The following is a 1,621-nucleotide window of genomic DNA, read 5'->3' on the forward strand; positions in this document are numbered from 1 at the left end:
AGCAGAATGCGTTCATTGAATCGTTCAACGGGTCGCTGCGCGACGAGCTGCTCAACGAGGAGCTGTTCGACAGCCTCGCCGATGCCCGGCGCAAGTTGGCGGTCTGGCGCTACGACTACAACAATGTCAGGCCGCACTCATCTCTGGGGAACCGAACGCCGGCACAAGCGCGCCGGGCGTTCCTGCAAGATGGAAGCGTCCCGCCCGGCGCGCTTGTGCCTGTGGGGCAGCGCGAATATTAGATTGACAGATCCGCGTTATGACCGCGGGAACAGCGAGGGCAAGTCACAAGCGGTGGCAGACAAAGAAGGCCGAATGAGATGTCCATGACCATTTTTCTGACCGGGGGCGCCGGCTACATCGGGTCACATGTCCTGCTTTGCTGTCTTGAGGCGGGGCATAAGGTAGTCGTGCTTGACGACTTCTCCAACAGCTCACCCGAGGCGATCACCCGGGTGGAAGAGTTGACAGGGGAACGGGTGACGATTTGGCGCGGTGACATCCGCGATGGCACCCTGCTAAGGCAGATATTTGACCGACACCACATCGATGCCGTACTGCATTTCGCCGGACTGAAGGCCGTGGGCGAGAGTGTCGCAGACCCGCTTGCCTATTATGATGTCAATCTTGGCGGCAGCGTCACCTTGGTGCGGGCCATGGCAGCGGCTGGGGTCTTCCGGCTGGTCTTCAGCTCGACGGCGGCGGTCTATGGTGATCAGGTGCTAATGCCGCTGACCGAGACCTCGGCACTGGCCCCCTCCAGCCCCTATGGCAGGTCGAAACGAATGGTGGAACAGGTGCTTGCCGATCTTTGCGCCGCCGATTCGCGCTGGTCGGTGGCAGTACTGCGGTATTTCAACCCTGCAGGCGCCCATTCGTCGGGACGTATCGGCGAGGATCCGCGGGGTGTGCCGGCCAATCTGATCCCCTATGCGATGCAGGTTGCAGTGGGGCGGTATCCTGAACTGGTGATCTTCGGCGATGACTATCCGACCCCGGACGGCACGGGCATACGCGACTATATCCACGTCATGGATCTGGTGCAGGGGCATCTGGTGGCGATGAAGTATCTGGCGGATCGAACAGGATATCACGTATGGAACCTAGGTACCGGACGGGGCCATTCCGTGCTTGAGGTGATCCGGGGGATTGAGCGGGTGATCAACCGGCCGCTACCTTGGAGGATCGCGCCGCGCCGTCCGGGCGACACGGCACAATGCTGGGCCGATCCAGCGCGCGCCGCAGCAGACTTGGGTTGGCGCACCAGTCGTGGTCTGGATGAGATGCTAGCCGACCATTGGCGCTGGCAGGCACAGAACCCGGAAGGCTATCTGTCATGAGGATTGCCGTCATCTCCAATAGTGCGCAGTCGCTGCTGAGCTGCCGCGGCCTGCTGTTGGCCAAAGTGGTCCGGCGCAGCCATCAGGTCGACACCTCGGAAAACCCTCGCCTTTGATGCGCCAATCTGATTGGCTTGGCCGTACTTTGTTTCATTGAAACCGCCAATGTGTAGGGGCGAGCATGGTGCCTAAGCCGTGGACTCATTAGCTGCGATCCATAGGCGAGTTGAGAAGAGTTTGGCAGCGGCGAGGAAGTTGTCGGCGCGTTTGTCGTATCGCGT

2 protein-coding genes are annotated in these 1,621 nt (G+C 60.8%); both read left to right on the forward strand.

All coding sequences use genetic code 11. From position 1 onward, the window contains the following. Positions 1 to 242, forward strand: a 242-nt coding sequence (locus G524_RS15950) for an integrase core domain-containing protein (RefSeq protein WP_036857941.1), incomplete at its 5' end; no start/stop codon positions are given. A gap of 84 nt (positions 243 to 326) precedes the next feature. Next, positions 327 to 1,340 (forward strand): UDP-glucose 4-epimerase GalE, encoded by a 1,014-nt coding sequence (gene galE, locus G524_RS0112175; protein WP_027443936.1) that lies wholly within the window; start codon positions 327 to 329, stop codon positions 1,338 to 1,340. The last annotated feature ends 281 nt before the right edge of the window (positions 1,341 to 1,621 follow it).

The sequence above is a fragment of the Erythrobacter cryptus DSM 12079 genome (assembly GCF_000422985.1).
Classification (GTDB): domain Bacteria; phylum Pseudomonadota; class Alphaproteobacteria; order Sphingomonadales; family Sphingomonadaceae; genus Erythrobacter; species Erythrobacter cryptus.

Excerpts from the sequence above, each read along its gene's own strand:
- galE (WP_027443936.1), top strand. The coding sequence starts at position 327 with ATGACCATTTTTCTGACCGGGGGCGCCGGCTACATCGGGTCACATGTC.